This window comes from Deinococcus deserti VCD115 (assembly GCF_000020685.1).
Classification (GTDB): domain Bacteria; phylum Deinococcota; class Deinococci; order Deinococcales; family Deinococcaceae; genus Deinococcus; species Deinococcus deserti.
This window is the reverse complement of the sequence record NC_012528.1, coordinates 161,718-182,174: the sequence shown is the minus strand read 5'-3', so window position 1 is coordinate 182,174 and position 20,457 is coordinate 161,718. Positions and strand designations below refer to the sequence as shown.

22 protein-coding genes are annotated in these 20,457 nt (G+C 63.8%); 17 read left to right on the top strand and 5 right to left on the bottom strand.

The features are described 5' to 3' along the window. Positions 1–5: 5 nt before the first annotated feature. Together DEIDE_RS16840 and DEIDE_RS16835 are read right to left on the bottom strand one after the other, a co-directional pair. Positions 6–635: an NAD(P)-dependent oxidoreductase gene (locus DEIDE_RS16840; RefSeq protein WP_012694938.1), complete on the bottom strand. Its 630-nt coding sequence runs from the start codon at positions 633–635 to the stop codon at positions 6–8. Positions 636–691: 56 nt separating this feature from the next. After that, on the bottom strand, positions 692–1,108 hold the full coding sequence (locus DEIDE_RS16835) for an Rrf2 family transcriptional regulator (RefSeq protein ID WP_012694937.1): 417 nt from the start codon (positions 1,106–1,108) through the stop codon (positions 692–694). Positions 1,109–1,604: 496 nt separating this feature from the next. Between DEIDE_RS16835 and DEIDE_RS16830 the strand changes: the two genes are divergently transcribed. The 4 genes from DEIDE_RS16830 (at position 1,605) to DEIDE_RS16815 (ending at position 5,395) form a co-directional block, all read left to right on the top strand. Then, on the top strand, positions 1,605–2,036 hold the full coding sequence (locus DEIDE_RS16830; protein ID WP_012694936.1) for a MarR family winged helix-turn-helix transcriptional regulator: 432 nt from the start codon (positions 1,605–1,607) through the stop codon (positions 2,034–2,036). A gap of 257 nt (positions 2,037–2,293) precedes the next feature. Continuing rightward, positions 2,294–2,881: an NAD(P)H:quinone oxidoreductase gene (gene wrbA, locus DEIDE_RS16825; protein WP_041228176.1), complete on the top strand. Its 588-nt coding sequence runs from the start codon at positions 2,294–2,296 to the stop codon at positions 2,879–2,881. Between the two features lie 215 nt (positions 2,882–3,096). Next, on the top strand, positions 3,097–4,365 hold the full coding sequence (locus DEIDE_RS16820; protein ID WP_162485773.1) for an NAD(P)-binding domain-containing protein: 1,269 nt from the start codon (positions 3,097–3,099) through the stop codon (positions 4,363–4,365). Then, on the top strand, positions 4,349–5,395 hold the full coding sequence (locus DEIDE_RS16815) for an Atu2307/SP_0267 family LLM class monooxygenase (RefSeq protein WP_012694933.1): 1,047 nt from the start codon (positions 4,349–4,351) through the stop codon (positions 5,393–5,395). Before DEIDE_RS16820 ends, DEIDE_RS16815 begins: the two co-directional genes overlap by 17 nt. An 84-nt stretch (positions 5,396–5,479) precedes the next feature. On the opposite strand, the gene DEIDE_RS16810 is transcribed toward DEIDE_RS16815, so the two are convergent. Continuing rightward, a complete protein-coding gene (locus DEIDE_RS16810) occupies positions 5,480–5,707 on the bottom strand; it encodes a metal-sensitive transcriptional regulator (RefSeq protein WP_162485772.1) in 228 nt (75 codons plus the stop codon). Between the two features lie 28 nt (positions 5,708–5,735). On the opposite strand from DEIDE_RS16810, the gene DEIDE_RS16805 reads away from it, so the two are divergent. After that, positions 5,736–6,479 (top strand): tyrosine-type recombinase/integrase, encoded by a 744-nt coding sequence (locus DEIDE_RS16805; protein WP_162485744.1) that lies wholly within the window; start codon positions 5,736–5,738, stop codon positions 6,477–6,479. A 36-nt stretch (positions 6,480–6,515) separates the two neighbouring features. Here the strand turns inward: DEIDE_RS16805 and DEIDE_RS16800 are convergent, their stop codons facing one another. After that, positions 6,516–6,674, bottom strand: a complete 159-nt coding sequence (locus DEIDE_RS16800; protein WP_162485743.1) for a hypothetical protein — start codon at positions 6,672–6,674, stop codon at positions 6,516–6,518. A gap of 202 nt (positions 6,675–6,876) precedes the next feature. Next, positions 6,877–8,004 (bottom strand): N-acetylneuraminate epimerase, encoded by a 1,128-nt coding sequence (locus tag DEIDE_RS16795; protein WP_012694930.1) that lies wholly within the window; start codon positions 8,002–8,004, stop codon positions 6,877–6,879. 313 nt (positions 8,005–8,317) lie between these two features. On the opposite strand from DEIDE_RS16795, the gene DEIDE_RS16790 reads away from it, so the two are divergent. The 12 genes from DEIDE_RS16790 (at position 8,318) to DEIDE_RS16735 (ending at position 20,434) form a co-directional block, all read left to right on the top strand. Continuing rightward, positions 8,318–9,040, top strand: coding sequence for a FadR/GntR family transcriptional regulator (locus DEIDE_RS16790; RefSeq protein ID WP_012694929.1), 723 nt, complete (start codon positions 8,318–8,320; stop codon positions 9,038–9,040). A 24-nt stretch (positions 9,041–9,064) separates the two neighbouring features. After that, positions 9,065–10,597, top strand: coding sequence for an ABC transporter substrate-binding protein (locus DEIDE_RS16785; RefSeq protein ID WP_012694928.1), 1,533 nt, complete (start codon positions 9,065–9,067; stop codon positions 10,595–10,597). 87 nt (positions 10,598–10,684) lie between these two features. Beyond that, the gene (locus tag DEIDE_RS16780) at positions 10,685–11,638 is read left to right on the top strand and encodes an ABC transporter permease (RefSeq protein ID WP_012694927.1); all 954 of its coding nucleotides are present in this window, start codon (positions 10,685–10,687) and stop codon (positions 11,636–11,638) included. Between the two features lie 14 nt (positions 11,639–11,652). Beyond that, positions 11,653–12,528, top strand: coding sequence for an oligopeptide ABC transporter permease (gene opp4C, locus DEIDE_RS16775; protein WP_012694926.1), 876 nt, complete (start codon positions 11,653–11,655; stop codon positions 12,526–12,528). Positions 12,529–12,578: 50 nt separating this feature from the next. Then, a complete protein-coding gene (locus DEIDE_RS19725; RefSeq protein WP_012694925.1) occupies positions 12,579–13,511 on the top strand; it encodes a dihydrodipicolinate synthase family protein in 933 nt (310 codons plus the stop codon). Beyond that, positions 13,508–14,182, top strand: coding sequence for an N-acetylmannosamine-6-phosphate 2-epimerase (locus tag DEIDE_RS19720; protein ID WP_012694924.1), 675 nt, complete (start codon positions 13,508–13,510; stop codon positions 14,180–14,182). The genes DEIDE_RS19725 and DEIDE_RS19720 overlap by 4 nt, the downstream gene beginning before the upstream one ends. Beyond that, positions 14,091–15,014 carry an ROK family protein gene (locus tag DEIDE_RS16760; RefSeq protein ID WP_338032151.1) on the top strand — a complete coding sequence of 308 codons (924 nt, stop codon included), beginning with the start codon at positions 14,091–14,093 and terminating at the stop codon, positions 15,012–15,014. Before DEIDE_RS19720 ends, DEIDE_RS16760 begins: the two co-directional genes overlap by 92 nt. Before the next feature lie 267 nt (positions 15,015–15,281). Beyond that, positions 15,282–16,433: an N-acetylglucosamine-6-phosphate deacetylase gene (gene nagA, locus DEIDE_RS16755; RefSeq protein ID WP_012694922.1), complete on the top strand. Its 1,152-nt coding sequence runs from the start codon at positions 15,282–15,284 to the stop codon at positions 16,431–16,433. Positions 16,434–16,465: 32 nt separating this feature from the next. Continuing rightward, positions 16,466–17,476, top strand: a complete 1,011-nt coding sequence (locus DEIDE_RS16750) for an SIS domain-containing protein (protein ID WP_041228050.1) — start codon at positions 16,466–16,468, stop codon at positions 17,474–17,476. Positions 17,477–17,764: 288 nt separating this feature from the next. Then, complete coding sequence (pdxR, locus tag DEIDE_RS16745) at positions 17,765–19,261, top strand: MocR-like pyridoxine biosynthesis transcription factor PdxR (protein WP_242403031.1); 1,497 nt, start codon at positions 17,765–17,767, stop codon at positions 19,259–19,261. An 80-nt stretch (positions 19,262–19,341) separates the two neighbouring features. Further along, entirely contained in the window at positions 19,342–19,848 is a 507-nt protein-coding gene (locus DEIDE_RS16740; protein WP_012694919.1) for a GNAT family N-acetyltransferase, read from the top strand. 16 nt (positions 19,849–19,864) lie between these two features. Next, the gene (locus DEIDE_RS16735; protein ID WP_012694918.1) at positions 19,865–20,434 is read left to right on the top strand and encodes a pyridoxamine 5'-phosphate oxidase family protein; all 570 of its coding nucleotides are present in this window, start codon (positions 19,865–19,867) and stop codon (positions 20,432–20,434) included. The last annotated feature ends 23 nt before the right edge of the window (positions 20,435–20,457 follow it).

Sequence of the window (20,457 nt, the reverse complement as noted above, 5' to 3'; positions counted from 1 at the left end):
GAGGGTCAGTACGCGATGGAGAAGCGCTGGCGCTCGTGCTGGGGGTGTTCGAGTTCGTTGAGCACGGCGACCGCGTAGTCCTCGGCCGTGATGAAGCTGCGCCCCTCGGCGTCGGTGAAGAACTGGTTGCCACCCAGGCGGAAGGTGCCGGTGCGTTCACCGGGTGCAATTTCAGCGGCGGGGCTGAGGTAGGTCCAGTTCAGGTCGCTGCCACGCAGAAAGGCCAGCGCCTGACCGTGCTGTTCGGCTTCGGTGCGGTACGCGTCGGGGAAGCCAGGGGCGTCCATCAGCGCGACGCCAGGGGCCACTTCGAGGCTGCCGGCGCCGCCGACCACGAACAGGCGGGGCGTGCCGGCCTGGCGGGCGCCGTCTGCGATGGCCTGGATGGTGGTGGGGATGGGGGTGTCGCCGGGTTTCCGGGCGCTGACAGACGCGATGATGGCGTCGGTGCCGGTGGCGAGGCGGGCGACGTCGCTGGGGAGGCTGGCGTCGGCAACTTCAATGTGGAGGTTCGGGGCGGGGGTGAGGGCGTGTTCGCGGCGGACGAGGGCCGTGACGGTGTGACCGCGGTTGAGGGCTTCGTGGAGGATGCGGGTGCCGAGAAAGCCGGTGGCGCCGATGAGCAGGATGTTCATGGGGACTCCTTGAGTGAGAAGGTGTAACGCGAGTGCTTACATGTTAGGTAAAAAAATCAGCTGACACGCCGGGCCAGGTCACCCGTCACATCCTCGAGGGTGAGCGATGCGAGATGCGCTTCCAACGCCCCCTGCGCTTCGCCGAACACCTGGGTCAGGCTGCCCTGAATTCTCGATCCGACCGGGCATCGTGGGTTCGGCTGTTCGTGAAGCTTAAATACGGACGCTGGCGCGTTCACGGCGCGGTAGACGTCCAGCAGGGTGATGTCACGAGGGGCGCGGGTCAGGTGGGCTCCGGCGACGCCCTGGCGCGTATCGAGCAGCCCGGCGCGGCGCAGGTGGCCGATGACGTTGCGCACCACGACGGGGTTGGTGCCGATGCTGGCAGCGATGTCTTCGGACGTGCGGGCGCTGTCGGGGTACATGTTGATCAGGGCCAGCACGTGGACGGCCATCGCGTAGTGGCTGTTCATGCTCGTGGATCTCCGCTCAACATGTAATGATAATACTTACATGTTCTTCCCCTGTCAAGCACGGTCATATAGCTTTGTAGTCCGCTTGCGCACCGAGCATTCCGGCTTAGGCAGCAGCACTCCCTGGGTCAGGACGGTAGGGGTGACGAGCGGATGGCTGATGGGGGTCGGCTGGAATCTCCTGTTCATCGGTGGCACGGTTCGTGTGCTGCATAGGAAAAAATGGCCTGGCAGCCTGTTGAACACGCCGCGGCCAGGTTATGCCGCGCGAGTCGCGGGAGTCTCCTGATTCGCGGGGCAGTCAAGAGCCACACGGCTGAGGTGAGGCCTGCCCGCCGCCTTCACCTGGGCGGCCTCTGTCGTGGAGTACGTCCGGAGTACACAAGACAAGGACGGTGAAGGCGTTCGCCCTTCGTCGTTCACTGTCCCCCGGAGCTGGCTGTGGCGGGCTCGTCCCGAGACTGCATGGCGCCCGTATAGTGATCGCGTGACCGAGATGCCTGCCTCACTGGACGTGGACGAGGCGCTGCGGCAGCCGTCTATTCGCCTGTGGCGCCGTCTGATACGTCTGACTCAGGGCAAGATCCGGGATGTTGAGAGTGCGCTGTCTCCTCTCGGGCTGACGCCCACCGAGTTCGACCTGCTGGCCGTGGTGCGGGCGCATCCCGGGGCCACGCAACAGGAACTCGCTCAGCACATGCTGTTCACAGAGGGAAATATGACGTATCACGCGCAGCGCCTGCTGAGTCGTGGACTGATCCGGCGGGAGGTGGCAGGCCGAACCAAACGGCTGTCCCTGACCCCTGAGGGCAGCGCACTGATGAACCAGGCCCTTCCAGTCGTGGTGGACATCCACGAGGCGCAGTTCGCCGGGCTGACCACCGACCAGCTCCAGCAGCTCGAAGGGCTCTTGCGTCTCCTGCAGTAGGTTTTTTTGGGTTACTGACACGGCGTTTTGCGTGAACCAGTCAGGGACGGAGTGGAAACGTCGAAGGATCTTCCCTTGACACTTTAATATTAAAGTGTTCTAGTGCGTACGCAAGCAAGGCCAGACCCCCGTTTCAACCTCTATTCAAAGGCAGGCCCATGACGTTCCTCGACCGCCTCCTCAAAGCCCTCTACCCCCGCACGCAGGCGCAGGATGCGCCCCAGGAGTCCCCCGTGACCACCCCCAGCCCCGTCAGGATGACCATCGTGTACTACTCGACCTACGGCACCAACCACCAGATGGCCGAAGTGGCTGCTGAAGCCGCCCGCGAGTCCGGCGCCGAGGTGCGCCTGGTCAAGGCGCGCGAAACGGCTCCCCAGGAAGTCGTGAACGGTCAGGACGCCTGGAGGGCACAGCAGGAACGCACCGCCCACGTTCCCGAAGCCACGCCGGCTGACCTGGAGAACGTCGACGCGATCCTGTTCAGCTCCCCCACCCGGTTCGGTGGGGCCACCAGCCAGATCCGCGCGTACATCGACACGCTGGGTGGACTGTGGGGCACCGGCGCCCTGGCCAACAAGACCTTCAGCGCCATGACCAGCGCGCAGAACCCCCACGGCGGGCAGGAGACCACGCTCCAGACGCTGTACATCACCGCCATGCACTGGGGCGCCATCCTGACGCCTCCCGGCTACACCGATCCGGTGCTCTTCGCTTCCGGCGGCAACCCCTACGGCGCCAGCGTCACCGCCAACGGCGAACCGCTGAGCGAAGCAGACAAGGCCTCCATCCGCCATCAGGTGCGCCGCCAGATCGAGATCACCCAGAAGCTCAAAGCGCAGTAAAGCCTTCTCAGGACTCCGGCCTGACGGGCGCAGCCACCACCGTCGGCCCTTACCCGGGCGCTAAGTCCACCTGCGTCGGTAAATACGGCAACCACATCATGGACAGGAGAGGCGCACGGCCAGCGTGCGCCTCCCTTTTCGGAATCCAGAACCTTACCCTCAGGATCGGGCCCACTGCACGCATGGCTCCAGCGTCCACTGACGATGACCCCGATATGACCCCTGGTCCGGCTGGCCGCCTGGCTCCCCCTGGTGCGGCACTCAAAACCGACATAGTCGTGATCGGGGGCGGTCAGGCTGGCCTTTCTGCGGCCTACCACCTCAAGCAGGCCGGCCTCGTACCCCGCAAGAAATTCGTCATCCTGGACGCCGCGGCGGCCCCTGGAGGGGCATGGCAGTTCCGCTGGCCGAGCCTGACCCTGAGCACCGTCAACCGCATCCATGATCTGCCGGGCCTGCCCTTCTCGGACATGGCGTCCGGCGAGACCCACGTGCAGGCCAGGGTCGCGGTGCCGCGATATTTCGCGGCGTATGAGCAAGCCTTCGGCCTTCGTGTGCTCCGGCCAGTGAAGGTCATCCTCGTGAGCCGCCGCGGTGACCGCTTCAGGGTGGAGACCGACCGGGGAGAATTCTCCGCGCGCGGCCTGATCAACGCCACCGGTACCTGGGACGCCCCGTATATCCCGGAGTACCCCGGTGCGGAGCGCTTTCAGGGCCAGCATCTGCACACCCGGGACTACCGGACCCCCCAGGCGTTCGCGGGTCAACACGTCGTGATCGTGGGCGCGGGAATCTCAGCCCTTCAGCTGCTGGGCGAGATCTCCAAGGTCACCACCACCACCTGGGTGACGCGCCAGCCCCCAGTATTCCGTGAGGGACCCTTCGATGATCAGGCGGCCCGCGCCGCCGTGGCCCTGGTAGAGGACCGGGTCCGGGCCGGCCTGAGTCCACAATCGGTCGTGTCTGTCACTGGACTCCCGGTGACCCCCGCGGTCGAAGAGATGCGGGCGCGGGGGGTGCTGAGCCGCCACCCCATGTTCACTGAGATCACTGAGGATGGCGTGCGCTGGGCGAATGGTTCAGAAGTGCATGCGGACGTGATTTTGTGGTGTACCGGCTTTCGCAGTTCTCTTGATCATCTCGCTCCGCTGATGTTGCGCAGGCCGGACGCGGAGGATGGAATCGTGATGACCGGACGCCTGGCCACGCAGGTGGCGAGCGAGCCCCGGATTCACCTGGTGGGATACGGGCCGTCCACGTCCACCATCGGTGCCAACCGGGCCGGTCGCGCGGCCGCCAGTGAACTCCTGACCTCACTGGCGGCCGCGCGACCGCATATGACATGCGGCGGGAGAGGGAAGCGGGGCCGCTCTGAGACGACATCAAAGCAGCGAAATAGGAACGATAGGCGCGTATCGGCGCTGCCCTTCACCCACACGGCGAAAGCCACGTCTAAGGAGACCCATCATGGAAATCGGCATTGACTCGTTCGCCGCCACCGTCACTGATCCCGACACCAACCTTACTCTCTCAGGCGCAGACCGCCTCAACCACCTCATCGAAGAAATCGAACGTGCCGACGCGGTCGGTCTCGACTCGTTCGGCGTCGGCGAACACCACCGCCGTGAGTACCTCGATGCTGCGCCCGCCATCATCCTCGCCGCCGCCGCATCGCGCACCCAAGGCATCCGCCTGAACAGCGCCGTCACGGTCCTCAGCGCGGACGACCCTGTCCGGGTCTTTCAGCAGTTCTCCACCCTCGACCTGCTCTCGCGTGGCCGTGCGGAGATCGTCGTGGGACGCGGCTCCTTCGTGGAAGCCTACCCCTTGTTTGGGCTTGACCTGCACGATTACGACGCGCTGTTCGCCGAGAAACTCGAGTTGCTGCTCAAACTTCGCGATGACCCTCAGGTGCACTGGCAGGGGCGTTTTCGCGCGCCGCTCACTGGTCAGGGCGTTTACCCGCGTCCGCAGCAGGAGTCGCTTCCCATCTGGCTTGGCGTGGGCGGCACCCCGGAATCGTTCGTGCGCGCGGGCACGCTCGGGCTGCCCTTGATGGTGGCGATCATCGGCGGGAGCTTCCGGCGTTTCCGGCCGCTGGTGGATCTCTACCGGCAGGCTGGTCTGGCGGCCGGGCATCCAGCGGAGTCGCTGCGGGTCGGTGTTCATGCGTTTGGTTTCGTGGCTCCCACGTCGCAGGAGGCGCGTGACGCGTTCTATCCGGGGTACGCGCGGATGATCGAGACCATCGGCCGTGAACGGGGGTGGCCGGCGCCGTCACGCGCCCGGTTCGATGCGGAGTGTGGTCCGGCCGGGGCGTACCTGATCGGGGGTGTTCAGGAGGTGGTGGACAAGGTGTTGCACGTGAATGAGGTGCTGGGGGGCGTCTCGCGCCTCACGTTCCAGATGACGAACGTGGTGATGACGCATGAGCGGATGCTGCGCGCCATCGAGTTGCTTGGCCAGGAAGTGGCTCCACTCGTCCGTGAGCGTCTGCTCGAACACACCCGCTGAGCCAGCTTGAACTGGGTGGTCAACCAATGACGGGGGAGTGTTCGAACTGCTGGCCGTCCTCACTCTTCCCATATGCTGTTCCCGTCAGCGCAGCAGACGCGCTGTTTTGACAATCTCCTTGGTCGGCAGAGGCTCCCCTTCCTCGGCCGCGCAGCTCAGCAGGTACTGCTCAAAAATGGTTTCCCCGGTGGCGTCCAGGGCACTGCGGACACCGCTGAGCAGCGTGAGGATCTCCTGACACGGCCGCTCCTCGTCGACCATCTTATGCAGGCCGCGCACCTGGTCCTCCAGGCGACGCAGGCGATTGAGCACCTGGATGCCGTGTAGGAAGCCGATCCTGATGCAGCCGCGGGACCGGACCGATGCGATCACCCGGCGGCCTCCCCACCGCGAGACGGTGGTGCACCGGGCGCTGGCCGCCGCGGAACGGGAGCAGCGCACCGACCTGCGGGTTCTGATCCTGCTGACAGCACATGCGGGATTGCGCATCGAGGAAGCCCTGACCCTCACCTGGACTCAGGTGGACCTCGCCAGCCGCCGCCTGACCGTTCAGGGCAAAGGGCGCAAGCGCCGCATCGTCGGCATCTCCGGCAGCCTCCTCGACGCCCTTCAGGCACATGCTGGTCAGGGTAAAGGGGACCGCCTGTTCACCTACGCTCACCGGTCTGGTGCGACCTATCACCTGCGGCGCCTGATGGAACAGGAGGGTCTCCCCTGGGCGGGCTTTCATGCTTTCCGGAAATACAACGGAACCTTATTGTACCGACGGACGCGGGATTTTGTTCGTGTGGCACACCATCTGGGCCATGCCAACGTCAACACACACGGGCGTACGTTGATGTGCCGGCAGATGACCTGGCTGGTAAACTCGCCGATCTCTGAAGAGTCTGCGACCGTCAGGAGCGCGTATCCCGGTCTTTCAGAGTTCAGCCCCGAGAATCGGAATGCATACGTTGCGCATACGTGGATCCTGGGCTATACTGTTTCACATCAAAGGCGGCCACTTGGCCGCCTTTTTCATCACCAACCTGTCGCAGATTTGAAACGCACTGACCAAACCGTTACATCCGGCTGCATGGGATGAGTGCACTCGGCAGACGGGTCGGGAAGGGCGGCACCTTCATTCAACGGTGATTGCGTCCATCGGGAGCTGGTAGCTATGGCCCTCGAACACCGGCTCCAGCAGTCCCTGCTCAGCGAGGATTTGCATGTGCTGCCGGAGCACGCGCAGGCTGGACCACTCTCCATATGTCTCGAGACGATCTCCGGTGAGTCGCACGATCTGCGCCTGGCGTCTCCCAAGGCGGGACGACACCCTCTTCCAGAACCATGCGACCACCAGTGGCAACCACGTGCGGCGCCAGCAGGCGACCTGACTTTCCTGGGGTCAGGGTGCGCGAGGACCGGGTTAAGCACAGGGCCCACAGCTCATTGACAGCACCAGGCACCCGGCCGGCGCGCACAAAGGGACGGCTGTCTCCTCAGCGGGCAGTCAGCAGTTGGCCGTCTTTGACCTGCACTGAGATGACTTTCGCGCTTGCTGTTCCACCTGGAAGCTCCCCGCCGATCAGCAGGACCTCGTCACCGAACTGGATGCTCAAGCCGTGTCCTTGAGCTTGTGGCAGCTGGCCGGCGATACTCCAGCGGCCTCCCCGTAAGGCGTACACGGTGGTGTGCCAGGTCTTCTTCAGCCCTTGGTGGGCGTAAAGGGTACCCCGGGCAAATTGCGCGCTACTTCCGGGGAAGTTCGTGCCTCCAGCCAGCAGGAGCGCACCACCACTGCACCCGGTGTAGGCGCCGGCCAGACCTTCCTGGACTTGGCCAGCCGCTGGGGGGGGAAGGTCAGGCAACGCGCGCCAGGTGACGCCCGCCGGGCTGACGACGCCTTGATGGACAGCGGGCGTGCGGAGGCCAGGTTTGAGCTCGCCATTCATCACGGTCAGGATATTGCCCTCTAAGTGGAGGGCGGCTCCAGTCCGACCAGCGAAGGGCACAACCCCCAGGGATTCCCAGGTGTTGGTGGCGGGAGAGTAGGCCTGAAGGTCCCGGCTGAAGCGGTAGTCCTGAGGTCGCTGGTTGAAGTACGCGAGTGTCACTGTGTCTCTTCTGTCCTTGTCGGTTCCGGCGGCCGCCATGTCCTCAAAGTACCTGTCGAAGATGGTGCGGTTGACACCGCCGAAGAGAAGGATCCGGTCGCCCTGGGTAACGGCGCTGCCTCCAGCGATTTCCCGGGGAACGCGGGTGTTCAGCATGGCCCAGGTGTTGGCACCTGGATCATAGACGTGGACCTGATGAAATACCGCGGTGGTGGCCTCAGGCGTGCTTTTCCCGATTCCACCGAACACGTACAGTTTTCCGTTTGCCACGGCGGCCGCAGCCTGGTCACGCGCAGGGTCGGGAAAGGCAGCCACTTCGGTCCATACGCGGTTGGGTTGCGTGAGGTCCAGTGCAAAGAATTTCTGCCCGGCGGTGCCCAGTCCAGCGTAAACGGTCGTACCGATGATTCCGCCCACGCCATGTGTGAGCGGCAGCGGCAGGTCAGGATAGGTGCCGCCGTGTTCGCCACCGCTGTCGCCGCCCTGGGCGGCAGACCGAAACATGCTGCTCATAAGGACCTCCAGCGAGCGGAACACTACCCCGCAGCTCAGTTATCTGAGGTTAGATGTCTGATAAGTGACGAGAAGCAGGAGCATCGTATCGGGGGCATAGTGTTCTGTCAAACAGCACCTGTCTGAGTCACCTGCTCACGTGTTGAGTCGGGTTATTTCGCCTTGCAGAAGGCCTTGAGGGAGCGCGATGAATGCTGATCAGGCAACCCATGACCGGTGCTTGACGTTTGAGGTCACAGTCCTTATGCTCAATCTACCTATCAGATATCTGATGTTCTCGCTCGGAACAGACCTCTCGCATGCAGGAGGCCGCATGACCACCAAAGTACCCGCCTACCGCCAGGCACAAATCGCCATCAAACGCTACATCGAAGAACACCACCTGCGACCCGGCGATCTGCTTCCTTCCGAAAGCCAGCTGGCCAAAGACATGGGCATGAGCCGCCTGTCCCTGCGCGAAGGCGTGAAGACCCTGGAAGCCGTCGGCATCCTCGAAGCCAGACAAGGCGAAGGCCTGTACGTCAAAGCCTTCACCTTCGACAGCATCTTCGAAAACCTGCCCTACTCCTTCGCCAGCGACGGGAAATCCCTGCGCGACCTGTTGCAGGTCCGCACTGCCCTCGAAGAAGGGCTCGTCGGCATGGTCGTCAGCCACACCACCCCGCAACAGATTGACCAGCTCCACCGTCTCGCCCAGCAGATGATCGACAAAGCCAAGCGCGGCGAGACCTTCGAGGATGAAGACCGCGAATTCCACCTCGTGCTCTACCGCCCCCTGCACAACCTCTTCCTCAACCGCCTCGTCGAACTGTTCTGGGAAGTGTTCCGCCGACTGCACGGCAGCGCTGGCGCCACCCACTGGAACCTCGAACAGACCGCTCAGGACCACATGGCCATCGTCGACGCCCTGCGTCAGAGAAAACCAGCCAAGGTCACGCAGGCCATGCACGCCCACTTCCAGCAGATCAACGAACGCCTCGCTCCATCCACCGACACCACGCTCGTCACTGACGTCCGCTCCACCCCCGCATCCTGACCTCTACCCCAACAGGAGAACACCATGATCAAGCGTTCCGTGCTGGCCCTCACCCTCGCCCTGACCACCCTGGGCACCGCCTCCGCCGACAAGGTCATCACTGGCGCCTTCGATCAAGGCCCAGGAGGCGCACCGCAACAGTTCAACCCGCTCACCAATACCGCCGGGTTCACCTGGCTGAACAAGTACTACTCCACCCTCGTGCTGTATGACGCCGGGTTCAAGAAAATCAGTGGTGACCTTGCCAGCTCCTGGGTGGTCGGGGACGGCGGCAAGAAATACACTTTTATCCTGCAAAGCGGCGTGAAATGGCACGACGGCAAACCCTTCACCAGCAAGGACGTCAAATTCAGTCTTGAACTCGCCAACAACCCGGACTCCGGCAGCGCATTCGCTGCGAAGTTCGGCAACATCCGAAGCATCCAGACTCCCAATACACGGACGGTCGTCGTGACCCTGAGCAAGCCCAACGCGGCGTTGCTCGACGCCCTGACCAGCTTCATGATCCTGCCTCAGCACGAACTCTCAAAAATCCCCGCCCGGGAACTGCGCACCTCCACCTGGTGGCGTACCGAACCCGTCGGAACCGGCCCATTCATGTGGAGCCGTCACGTGCCTGACCAGTACGTCGAACTCAAAGCCAACCCCAATTACTACAAAGGCAAACCCAAAGTTGACCGGCTGGTGAACCGTTACTTCAAGGAGCAGGCGGCCGCTGTCCTGGCCCTGAAGAGCGGCAACATCGACTTCACGTACCTGACCCTGGACGACACCAAAACATTCAGTGGCAGCAGCGTCAGCATTCTGAGCGGCCCCAGCCAGGTGGCCAACTACCTCGGCTTCAACAACGCCAGCGACCAGTTCAAAGACATTCGCGTCCGGCAGGCCATGTTGCACGCCATCGACCGCAACACCATCATCAAACAACTGTACGGCGGCGGCGCGGAGCTGGCTTACTGCCCCGTCACAAACAGCCGCTACGTGCCCAAAAGCGTCAATAAGTACGCTTACGACCCCGCCAAGGCCCGGCAACTGCTTCAGGCCGCCGGATGGAACAGCAGTCAGAACATCGAAGTCATCACGTACTACACCGACCAGCTCAGCAAGGACGTTCTGGTGACCTTGCAGCAGATGTTCGCGCAAGTGGGCCTCAAAATTACCCCACGCTTCCTGGACACCCCCACCTACAATCAGGTCACCAACGGCACGGCCTTCCAGATGGTGTACGCGGGAATCGGCAACGGCCCTGACCCGGATACGCTCTACCCCAGCCTGCATTCGGACTTCATGCCCCCGAACGGCACCAACCGCATGAGGGTCAACCTGCCAGCCGTGAACAAGCTGTTCGAGCAGGGGCAGGAGACCGCAGCCGTAGCCGCCCGCACCAAGGCGTACCAGAACGTGTGCAGTCTCGTGAACGAGCAGCTTCCGTGGGCCACACTCTGGACCGCAAAACGCTTCGGCGGAGCCACCAAGGACCTCGTGAACTTCGTCTGGACTCCTGCGCCCGGCGGCGGCCGGTACGACGATCAGGCTCACCTCTGGGACATCAAGTAAACCCCTGAGTGCGGCAGGCTGGACGGTCCAAGAGTGTCACCGGACGCCCGTCCAGCCCGCCGCCAGGCCCCGAGGAGGGCACGACACATGGGCACCTACGTTGTTCGGCGGCTGCTGACCACCATCCCGCTGCTGCTGGTGATCACCGCCATCATTTTCACGATGCTTCAATTCACGCCCGGCGATCCGATGGATGCGTACATCCCTCCGGATCAGGTCATCAGCGTCCAGCAACGCGAAATTATCCGCACCGAACTTGGACTCGATCAGCCGAAACCCGTCCAGTACCTCCGCTGGCTCGGCAAAGCTGCTCAGGGAGACCTCGGGTACCGCATCAAGAACGGTGAACCGGTCACATCAGAGATCGCCCGTCGCCTGCCTCCCACCCTGATGCTGATGGGCCTGGGTATGACCCTCGGCGTCGCCCTCGGGGTGTTCTTCGGGGTTCTGGCTGCCGTGAAACGCTACACCGCGCTGGACAACGGCCTGACATTCCTCGCATTCCTGGGCATCTCTACCCCCGCCTTTCTGGCCGGGTTGATCGGCATGTACGTCTTCGCCCTCAAGCTCCAGTGGTTCCCCGCCGGCGGGTACCAGACGCCCGGTGACGGCAGCGTCCTGGACACCCTCAGTCACCTGATTCTGCCGGCCTCGATCCTCTCTGTCACGTACATCGCGGTCCTGATGCGTTACACACGCTCCAGCGTTCTGGACGTGGTGTTCCAGGATTACGTTCGGACGGCCAGCGCGAAGGGCGTTCCGCACACCAGGGTCATCAGCAAACACGTACTGCGCAACGCGTTGATTCCGGTCGTGACGGTCATCGGCGCGAATGTCGCCAACCTGATCGGCGGCGCAGTGTTCCTCGAGAGCATCTTCTCCTGGCCAGGCACCGGGCAGCTGTACCTGGACGCGATCGACTCCCGGGACTATCCCATGATCATGGGCACCACCCTGGTACTGGCCACCGTGATTCTCCTCGCCAACCTCATCACGGACGTGCTGTACGGAGCGATCGACCCGCGCATCCGGTACAGCTAAAAGGAGGTGCCCGAATGACTGCGCTCACCGCACCTGGAATCAGGCGGAATCCCACCACCCTGGCTTTCAAACGCTTCCTCCGTCACCGCCTGGCTGTCCTCGGCCTGCTGCTGCTCAGCCTGATTGTCCTGGCCGTTGTTGTTGGTCCCGTGGTTTCCCCGTTCAAACCGGACGACATTGACCTGATGTCCCGCAACCAGCCGCCCAGCAGCCGGCACTGGCTGGGGACCGACCCGACCGGCCGGGACGTGTTCGCCCGGACCTTCAGCGCCGGTCGGGTCTCCCTGATGGTGGGCCTGTTCAGTACGCTCATCTCCGTCGTGGTGGGCACCATTCTCGGCGCCCTGGCAGGCTATTTCGGGGGCTGGGTGGACAACGTGATCATGCGTTTCGTCGATATTGTCATGACTTTCCCGAGCATTATCGTGCTGCTCACCCTGGCGGCCATCATCGGGCCTGGAATCGACAAGACCATCGTGATCATCGGCCTGCTCGGCTGGCCTCTTGCCGCCCGGCTGGTCCGGGCCAAGCTGCTCTCCGTCCGGGAGCTGGAATTCATTGCGGCAGCCAACGCCCTCGGCGCCACGGACCGCCGCATTTTGCTCAAGCATGCCCTTCCCAACGCCGTTGACGTGCTGGTGGTCTTCGTCAGTCTTGGCGTGGCCAGCGCCATTCTTACGGAAGCCGGCCTGAGCTTCCTGGGCCTCGGCGTTCAACCTCCGCAGGCCAGCTGGGGGAACCTGCTGAGCACCGCGCGTGAAATTACCGTCCTGGAAGCCTACCCCTGGCAATGGATGCCGGCAGGGGCGCTGATTGTTCTTACGGTGCTGGCCACCAACTTCCTGGGTGACGGCCTGCGTGACGCCCTCGACCCGAAAGCCCGCCAGTAAGTTCGCCACTTTCCTTGAACGGCTTTCCCCAACCCCACCTGGAGACCCACATGACCACCATCCGTGCCGCTCAGGCCTTTCACGGCATTATCCCGCCGGTCGTTACCCCCCTGACTCCCGACTATCAGGTTGACGAAACCGCCCTTCGCCAGGTCATCCGGCATCTGCTCTTGGGAGGAGTCCATGGTCTGTTCCTGCTGGGCTCCACCAGCGAAGTCGTGTTCATGGACGCGCCCGCCCGCCGCGAAGTGCTGAGAATCGCAGTTGATGAGACCCAAGGCCGTGTTCCCCTTCTCGCGGGGGTCATCGACCCGACCACCGACCGCGTCATTGCGCACGCCCGAGACGCGCAGGCCGCAGGTGTGGACGGGCTCGTCGTCACTGCTCCGTTCTACGCCCGGACAAGCCAGACCGAAATTATCGAACATTTCCGTGCCATCCGGCAGGCGGTGCCTCTGCCCATCATGGCGTACGACATTCCGGTGTGTGTACACGTCAAACTGGAGCGCGCCACCTTGAGGACATTGCGCGCCGAGGGGCTGATCGAGGGTCTGAAAGACAGCAGCGGGGACGACACCAACTTCCGGCTGCTGGCCCTGGAATGTCAGAACGACCCGGACTTCCGGCTGTTCACCGGCTCAGAACTGATGGTGGACACTGCCTTCCAGGTCGGAGCGCACGGCTGCGTGCCTGGTTTGGGGAACGTGGATCCGGCCGCGTATGTGGCGCTCTACGACACCGCGCGGACCGGGGACTGGGTCAAAGCCCGGCAGATCCAGGAACGCTTGATTCGTCTGTTCAGCATTGCGCTGCAAGGTGCGCCGCGGACGAGCGGAGGCGCCTCGGGCGTGGGCGGCTTCAAGACCGCCTTGAAGCTGATGGGCCTGATTCCCTACCACCACATGAACCGTCCGAATCTGCCCCTGAACGACCAGGAAACAGAACGCGTGGGCGCCATCCTGCGGGAGGGCGGCCTGCTGTGAGCGCGGTTCTCGACCGCCTGCGCGGCAGGCTGATCGTCTCCTGCCAGGCCAACCCGGGAAGTCCACTGCGCGACCCCCACATCATCAGCCGCCTCGCCCTTGCCGCGCAGCAAGGCGGCGCCGCCGGACTGCGGATCCAGGGCTTCGAGGACGTCCTGGCCGTGCGCGCGGTCACAGACCTTCCGATCATCGGGCTGACGAAAACGGACCGCCCAGACACCCCCGTGTACATCACCCCGACCAGTGCGGAAGCGGCGCGCCTCGCGGAACTTGGAAGTGACATCGTCGCTTTTGACGCGACCCTGCGTCCTCGCCCGGAAAGCGTCGTGCACCTTGTCCAGACCATCCACGCCGCTGGCGCGCTGGCCATGGCCGACATCAGTACCCTTCCCGAGGCCCAGGCCGCCTACGAGGCGGGGGCAGACATCGTCGGCACGACCCTGGCCGGGTACACCCCACATAGCAGAGCACTGACCACGGCGGACTGGCTCCTCATGGACGAGCTTCGTGAAGGAGGGTTGACGTTTATCGCTGAGGGACGTCTCAACAGCCCGCAGGACGCGGCACGTGCCATGCGCCATGGCGCACACGCGGTGGTCGTCGGCAGCGCTATCACCCGTCCGGATGTCATTACCACCTGGTTCGCCGGAGCACTCCGTGACGGCAGCTGAAGGAACTTGCCTTGCTGTCGACATCGGTGGAACCACCACTCGCGTGGCAGTGGTCCAGGGTAGCGCCGTCACTCACCGGCACGAAGCCGCCACGCCAGCCAGTCAGGGGCCCCAGGCCGTCCTGGATCAAGTTTTGAGCCTCCTGAATCAATGCCACGCCCCACCGTATGTTCCGCTGGCTGTGGCCTGCACCGGCCGCGTGCATCAGGGTTGTGTGACGGCCATCAATCAGGCGACGATGCCCGGCTGGACTGCCGTCCCGGTAGAAGGCCTTCTGAGCCGCGCCACCGGCCGGCCAGTAACGGTGCTCAACGACGCCAAGGCGGCCACCCTTGCCGAATGGCAGGCATCCGGAAAGCCAGACCACTTCATGTTTCTGACGATCTCAACCGGCATCGGCAGTGGGCTGGTGCTGCGCGGGCGCCTCGTACAAGCGCCTGAAGGTCTGGACATCGGTCTGGGCTTTGCCCGTGGCCCTGAAGGGCAGGCACTGGAGGTCACGTCCTCTGGGAGAGGCCTGGAACAGGCTGCCGGTCCTCTGGGAAGCGTTCGCGCGCTGTTCGATGCTGCCGAGCAAGGCGACGTGCACGCCCAAACACTTCTTACTGCCCCTTTCCAGATCCTGGCAGACCGAATCCACGACGCCCACTGCCTGCTCGGCCTGAACCTGGTTTCACTCGGGGGCAGCCTGGGTCTGCGTGACTGGACCCACTTCGTGCTGAACGCCGCTTTGCCTGACTTACGGCTCACCCGAGCAGCTCACGGTGCTGATGCCGGTCTTCTTGGCGTGGCCTTGCACGCCAGGACCATCCGGCAGGAGATGACCGCATGACCCGTCAGGGCGAGGAACTACTGGCTGTAAATAGCCTGAAGACGAACTTCAACACCGCCGGTGATGTCACCTTCCATATCATATCAACAAGGGCGGGATGCCCGGCGTGGAGGGAGGATCTGGCAAGAGTGTAACGAGCCTGTCCATCCTGCGGCTAATCCCCATGCCCCCCCGCACGATGGTCGAAGGCGAGATGCGGTTTGCCGGGAAAAGCCGCACGCTGACGAACTTGGTGAGCATCAGTGAACACGGGAGGCGCCAGATCCTGTGACAGGGTCACTCTCGGCACGGCAAGCACGCCTTCCGGTCCGACAGGTCACTGGGCGGGTCTTTAACGGTGCAGCGTTCCATCCCGCGACAGTGGTGTTTACTCAAACGGTGCAGCAGGTTTCACCTTCACCGGACGCTCCGGATGATGTTTTGATCCTGCCGGGCTTCATTGATACGCATGTGCATGGGGGCGGTGGCGGGGACACCATGGACGGAGTGAAAGGTATTCGGGAGATGGCCCGAACGCATGCCCGGTTCGGCACCACGACATTGTTGCCCACCACGATGACTGCCCCCTGGCCCGAAGTGGTGGGAGCCCTGCGCGCAGTGAAGGCGGTGATGGAAGAGGGTGTCGATGGGGGCGCCGACATTCCTGGAGCGCACCTGGAGGGACCGTTCATCAGTCCAATGCGGTTGGGAGCGCAACCGCCCTTCGCGATTGAACCTACGGCTGACCTTCTGGCTGAGGTGCTGGAGCTGGATGTGGTGCGCGCGGTCACCCTGGCGCCCGAACTTCCAGGGGTCTGGCACGCTGCTTTGCAGTTGACCGCAGCAGGAATCAGGATCGGAATCGGTCATACCCGGGCCGATGCCCAGACGGTAAAAGCACTCCTCGACGCGCTTCAGGCCGGGGGGGCCCGCACTGCCGGCACGCACCTGTTTAACGCGATGGGGGGCATTGAAGGGCGCTTGCCGGGCGTCCCTGGAGCGCTGCTGACCAACCCTGAGACGTTCGTGGAGATCATCCTTGATAACGCCCATGTTCACCCGACAGCATTTCTGCTGGCTCACGCGGCTGCCCGAAACCGGGTCCTGCTGGTTACCGACGCTATCCGGGCTACAGGGCTGGGTGATGGGGAGAGCGAACTGGGCGGCCAGCGCGTCCTGGTCAAGAATGGACAGGCGCGTCTGACAGACGGGACGTTGGCGGGCAGCGTCCTGACCATGCACACCGCACTCCGGAATGCCGTCAGGGCAGGAGTTTCCCTGGCCGAAGCCAGCCGGATGCTGAGTGCCACACCGGCTGCCTCAGTTGGACTGACTGACCGCGGGCAAATTTCAGAAGGACTGCGGGCAGACCTGGTCGTGCTCAACCGGGAGCTTGCCATCAAGGCCGTCTATATCGGCGGTCAGGAGATTTCACTGTGACTCAGACTCAGCGGCACCCATCCTCTCCTTTAATGCTTCAGGAGACTCGCGAAGCCCCGGAAGTCATCCGCCGCCAGATCGTCCAGAACATGTCCCGCGTCCAGGAAATCGTCTGTGCCATTCGGGAGCGTCCGCCAAAGATGGCAGTGACGATTGCCAGAGGAAGCAGTGATCATGCATGCAGCTTCCTGAAATATGGCCTGGAGACCCAGCTCTCGCTTCCGGTCGCCAGCATCGGGCCAAGTGTGCACACGTTATATGGGGCTCAGCTTGATCTACAGGGAGCACTTGTCCTGGCCGTTTCACAGAGCGGAGCAAGCCCGGATGTGGTGGAAACCCTCAGGATGGCCCGGCAGCGAGGCGGCCTGACCGTTGCACTGGTGAACGTGGAAGACAGTGCGCTCGCTCACGCGGCCGAGTTTGTGCTTCCCCTTCAGTGCGGGGAGGAGCGGGCGGTCGCAGCGACCAAGAGTTACCTGGCCAGTTTGACGGCGTTTCTTCCTGTGGTGGCACAACTGTCGGGCGACCTTGACCTTGACCTTGCTTTGGCTGGTCTGCCTGAGGTGCTCAAAGAGATATTGGCCCTGGAGGAACGAGCGCGTGATCTGGCAGAGCGGTACCGTTTTATTCAGCAACTGGTGGTTCTGGCCAGAGGCATGCACTTTGGTGTGGCGCAGGAAGCCGCTCTCAAACTTGTGGAGACATGCGGAATTCAGGCTTCGGCATTTAGCGCAGCGGAATTCAGTCATGGTCCCAAGCGCCTGCTGGTGGAAGGCGTGCCTGTCTTGGCGTTCACTTCCTTGGACGCTGCGGCGAACAGTTCGGCTGAAGCTTACCAAGGACTGCATACCACTCGATCGGACCTTCGGACCATTGGGCCCGCGTCCGAGAGCACCCTGAGGACGATGTCTACAGGTCATGCGCTCACGGACCCCGTAGGCAGTGCAGTGGCGTTTTACCTGTTCGCTGCTCACCTTGCCGTGCGCCGGGGCCTGGATCCAGACCATCCTCCCCTTCTCAGTAAGGTGACCCAAACCCGGTAAGCGCGTGACCTCGATGCTCACGGTTGGTCGTGGTGCTCGTGGGCTACGCCCACATAGCCCGGCCACACGGATGACAGCGGGATGCGCAAGGAGAGGGGCAGTGAATCCCCCGTATGGGTGAAGGTGGAAGCCAGCCCTGCGGTAATGCAGGGCTGGCTTTGCATGGCTGCTCGAGCGCTTGTTCCGGTTCGAATGGGTCATCCAGCTTCACCTGCCTCTTGATGCGTTGACCCGAGCAGTGCCACTCTGAACGGACATGGCCGCCCTCTCCCCTCCTGGTCCCTGGACGTGACGATCGACGTGCCATTGCACCTGGACAGGGATGGGGCCGTACCCGTGGCCCGGCAACTCCAGGCTCAACTGCGCGACGCGATCCTTCAAGGACAGTTGCGGCCCGGCGAGCGCCTGCCGAGCACCCGCACACTCGCCAGGGTGCTCGGCACCAGCCGGGGGGCTGTCATGGCCGCCTACGACGACCTGCTCACCGAAGGCTACCTGGTCGGTCAGGTCGGGTCGGGCACGTACGTCAGTGTGGACCTCCCTGCCGCGCCTGTCGCGCCTGCTCCTCACACGCCAGTGGCTGGCACGCCCCACTGGTTGCGGGCGTCACCTGTCACGCCAGATGTCGCTCCGGCTACGAAAGATCCGCACGCCATCGACTTCCGGGTCGGTCAACCGGCGGTCGCGCCCCTTTCGGACGAGGCGTGGAAACGCGCGTGGCGCCGGGTGAGTGAAGAGTCCCTACCCGGTGCGTACGCCCAGGCAGCCGGTGACCCTGAACTGCGCGCCGAGATTGCCGCGTACCTGCACCGCTCCCGGGGGGTGCCCTGCGGTCCCGACGACGTGGTGATTACGTCCGGGGCGATCCAGGGCCTCCACCTCGTGGCGCGCGCCGTGCTTGCCCCAGGAGACGTCGCGGCCTTTGAGGAACCCGGCTACCGCCTCGCGCGGCAGGTGCTGCGTGAGCGCGGCGCACGGATCCTGCCGGTGCCCGTCGATGGGGACGGCCTGCGGGTCAGTGAACTGCCTGTGGGGGCAGAGGCGCCAACGCTCGTGTACACCACGCCTTCACATCAATTCCCGCTGGGCAGCCGGCTCTCGCTGCCGCGGCGCCGCGCCTTGCTCGACTGGGCGCAGGCGCACGACAGCCTGATCGTCGAGGACGATTACGACGGTGAATTCCGGTACGACACCGCCCCACTGCCCGCGCTGGCGGCCCTGGATCCCTCGCGGGTGGTGTACCTGGGCACGTTCTCGAAGGTGCTGTCGCCAGCCCTCCGGGTCGGGTACGTGGTGGCACCTCCGGTGCTGCGTGAGCGGCTGGAAGCGCTGAAGACCATCGCCGACTACCACACCTCCTGGCCTGTCCAGCGGGCGCTGGCGATCTTCCTGCGGGCAGGGGACCTGGAGCGGCACCTCGCCCGCATGCGCCGGGTGTACGCCCGCAAACGCGCGGCCCTCGTGCGTGAACTGGAGGGCGCGCGCGACGTGGCTCGGGTCGGCGGCCTGGAAGCAGGCTTTCATGTTCACCTGGACCTGGACGCACGCCTGAACGCGGAGGAAGTGGCCCGGCAGTCCGCAGCGCGGGGAGTGAACGTCAGCCTCCTGGCTCCCTTCTACGTGGCTCAGAATGCTCCGGGCGGGCTCCTGCTGGGGTACGGGGGCCTGGAGATCGAGCAGATCCGGCAGGGAGCCCGGGTGCTGGTCGAGGTGATGAACCACCAGGCCGCTACGTCGCCCGGCAGGTTAAGGCAGCGTCACGCCCGGCAATCGGATCACCGGTAACAGGGACGCACAATTGGTTGGTCATTTTTCCTGCGAATTGGATCTTCCGAACTGACCAATGGTCGTTCAGGATGACGCGTATGCCCACGATCATCCGCCCGGCTACAGAACAGGACATCCCGCAGCTTCTTGAGCTGATGCGCGCCCTCGCTGAATTCGAACAGTACATCGACGTGTTTGCGGTGACCGAGGAAATTCTGCTCCATCAGGGCTTTCAGCAGGATCCGCCCGACTTTCATGCGCTGGTAGCCGATGCGGACGGGACCCTGACCGGCATGCTGGTGTACTACATCGTTCCCTTTACTGCCACGGCCAGCCCGACGCTGTACATGAAGGAGCTCTACGTGACCGAGGGCGCGCGTGGTCAGCGTGTCGGGGAGGGGCTGATGCACGCGGCTGCCCAGGAAGCCACGGCGCGGGGCTGCGGATCCATCCGCTGGACGGTGGCGAACTGGAACGAAGCAGGTCAGCGCTTCTACGAACGCCTGGGCGCGCAGGCCAATCCCGTCTGGGTGGACTACAGCCTCAGTGGCCCCGCCCTGAGCGCCCTGGCTGCGTCCACGAATGCCGCCCAGCCCCCCGCCTAATTCAGAGGAGCCTGCCATGACCGATACCACGCCTCGCGGCCAACTCAAACGTCAGGACAAAGCCATGACCCGCGAGGAGGCGGAAGCGTTCCTCAGCTCCGCCTTCTGTGGGCGCACCGGCACGCTCGGCCCGGACGGCTACCCGTACGTCGTGCCGAACCTGTTCACCTGGCAAGGCGGGCAGGTCTACCTGCATACCGCCCGGTACGAAGGGCAATTCCTGACAAATGTGCGCTTCCACGAGCAGGTGAGTTTCGAGGTAGATGAACCTGGCGAGATCTTCCCGTACGGGCACGTGGAATGCGACACCTCCGTCTCGTACCGCTCCGTGATTGTGTTCGGCCGCATCCGCATCGTGGAGGACATGGATGAGAAAGTGCGCTTCTACCGGGCGTTCATGACCAAGTACGCTCCGGAGGACTCCTGGGGCCGGGAAAAGGACTCGCTACCGCGCGTGAACGGCACCATCGTGTACGCGATCACGCCTGAGAGCATCACCGGCAAACAGGGCCACCTGCCCGGGCTGAGTGACCGCTGGCCCGCGAAGAACGACACCGCCTCCCCCGGCTGGCAGAAACGCAAGTAACCCCACGCCCTTGAATTTTGGAG

Excerpts from the sequence above, each read along its gene's own strand:
- DEIDE_RS16750 (WP_041228050.1), top strand. The coding sequence starts at position 16,466 with ATGCTTCAGGAGACTCGCGAAGCCCCGGAAGTCATCCGCCGCCAGATC.
- DEIDE_RS16820 (WP_162485773.1), top strand. The coding sequence starts at position 3,097 with ATGACCCCTGGTCCGGCTGGCCGCCTGGCTCCCCCTGGTGCGGCACTC.
- DEIDE_RS16735 (WP_012694918.1), top strand. The coding sequence starts at position 19,865 with ATGACCGATACCACGCCTCGCGGCCAACTCAAACGTCAGGACAAAGCC.
- DEIDE_RS16805 (WP_162485744.1), top strand. The coding sequence starts at position 5,736 with ATGCAGCCGCGGGACCGGACCGATGCGATCACCCGGCGGCCTCCCCAC.
- DEIDE_RS16835 (WP_012694937.1), bottom strand. The coding sequence starts at position 1,108 with ATGAACAGCCACTACGCGATGGCCGTCCACGTGCTGGCCCTGATCAAC.
- DEIDE_RS16840 (WP_012694938.1), bottom strand. The coding sequence starts at position 635 with ATGAACATCCTGCTCATCGGCGCCACCGGCTTTCTCGGCACCCGCATC.
- DEIDE_RS16795 (WP_012694930.1), bottom strand. The coding sequence starts at position 8,004 with ATGAGCAGCATGTTTCGGTCTGCCGCCCAGGGCGGCGACAGCGGTGGC.
- opp4C (WP_012694926.1), top strand. The coding sequence starts at position 11,653 with ATGACTGCGCTCACCGCACCTGGAATCAGGCGGAATCCCACCACCCTG.
- DEIDE_RS16830 (WP_012694936.1), top strand. The coding sequence starts at position 1,605 with ATGCCTGCCTCACTGGACGTGGACGAGGCGCTGCGGCAGCCGTCTATT.
- DEIDE_RS16740 (WP_012694919.1), top strand. The coding sequence starts at position 19,342 with ATGCCCACGATCATCCGCCCGGCTACAGAACAGGACATCCCGCAGCTT.
- DEIDE_RS16785 (WP_012694928.1), top strand. The coding sequence starts at position 9,065 with ATGATCAAGCGTTCCGTGCTGGCCCTCACCCTCGCCCTGACCACCCTG.
- DEIDE_RS16760 (WP_338032151.1), top strand. The coding sequence starts at position 14,091 with ATGGCGCACACGCGGTGGTCGTCGGCAGCGCTATCACCCGTCCGGATG.
- DEIDE_RS16780 (WP_012694927.1), top strand. The coding sequence starts at position 10,685 with ATGGGCACCTACGTTGTTCGGCGGCTGCTGACCACCATCCCGCTGCTG.
- DEIDE_RS19725 (WP_012694925.1), top strand. The coding sequence starts at position 12,579 with ATGACCACCATCCGTGCCGCTCAGGCCTTTCACGGCATTATCCCGCCG.
- wrbA (WP_041228176.1), top strand. The coding sequence starts at position 2,294 with ATGACCATCGTGTACTACTCGACCTACGGCACCAACCACCAGATGGCC.
- DEIDE_RS16790 (WP_012694929.1), top strand. The coding sequence starts at position 8,318 with ATGACCACCAAAGTACCCGCCTACCGCCAGGCACAAATCGCCATCAAA.
- DEIDE_RS16815 (WP_012694933.1), top strand. The coding sequence starts at position 4,349 with ATGGAAATCGGCATTGACTCGTTCGCCGCCACCGTCACTGATCCCGAC.